General features: G+C 61.9%; 2 protein-coding genes. Both read right to left on the bottom strand.

Features of this window, described 5'->3' with window-relative positions; genetic code table 11:
- Positions 1–575, bottom strand: a 575-nt coding sequence (locus EN925_RS37645; RefSeq protein ID WP_164894756.1) for a carbohydrate ABC transporter permease, incomplete at its 3' end; no start/stop codon positions are given.
- Positions 575–924: sugar ABC transporter permease (locus EN925_RS37640; RefSeq protein WP_164894755.1), on the bottom strand; the 350-nt coding region annotated here is incomplete at its 5' end. The genes EN925_RS37640 and EN925_RS37645, both read right to left, overlap by 1 nt.

Genomic DNA, 924 nt, shown 5'->3' with positions numbered 1-924 from the left:
CGCCAGAACGCCTCCCAACGCGTGCAGCCATCGACCAGGGCCGCCTCCTCCATCGACTTCGGCATGCCGCGGAAATACGCGAACATCATCCACACCGACACCGGCAGCGTGAAGACCGTGTAGGCGATGATCAGGCCAATATGGGTGTCGTACAGCCCGACGCCACGATAGATAAGGAATACCGGCAGGACGATGCCGATCGGTGGCAGGAAGCGCTGTGACAGCACCCAGAAAGACAGGTGCTGGCCGCCCGTGTTGTAGCGCGCCAGACTATAAGCCATCAGCGTGCCCAACAACGCTGAAAGCACCGTGGCCGACAGCGAAATGATCAGACTGTTGATGAGCCCGTCGAGGCCGCGATAAGCGAACAGCGCAGCTTTGTAGTGTACAAGGGTCGGCTCGGTAGGGAACCAGACGGGCGGCACGGTGAGGTAGTCGTCGCTCGGCTTGATCGAGGTGTTGAACATCCAGTAGAGGGGCCACAGCACGAACACGAGGAAGAAGCCGAGCAGCAGCATGCGACCGATCGGCACCGACCGGCGTTTCCTGCGGCGGGCGGGCGCGACGGCGGCCATCAGACCGGCTCCACCTTCAAGAGCCGCCGCACCAGCAGCGTCACTACCAGCGCGGTGAAAATCAGGAATAGCCAGCTTCCGGCCGTCGCCTGCGACAGATGAAACTGGGTGAAGCCGACCGTGTAGAGATAGTAGGAAGCCGTGTAGGTTTGCGTACCCGGGCCGCCGCCGGTCATGATAAAAATGGTATCGAACATTCGGATGGCGTCAAGCAGGCGGAAGGTCAACGCCAGCAGCATCATAGACCCGAGATGCGGCAGCGCGATCGCCCAGAAGGCCTGCCAGGCATTGACGCCGTCGAGTTCCGCCGCCTCGTAGAGGTTCGGAGGGATTGCGGTAAGCCCGGCGA

Origin of the sequence: Mesorhizobium sp. M7A.F.Ca.US.006.04.2.1 (genome assembly GCF_004022915.1) — a bacterium.
Taxonomy (GTDB): Bacteria; Pseudomonadota; Alphaproteobacteria; order Rhizobiales; family Rhizobiaceae; genus Mesorhizobium; species Mesorhizobium ciceri.
Note: the sequence above shows the minus strand (reverse complement) of the source record. Positions and strands in the feature narration are given on the sequence as shown.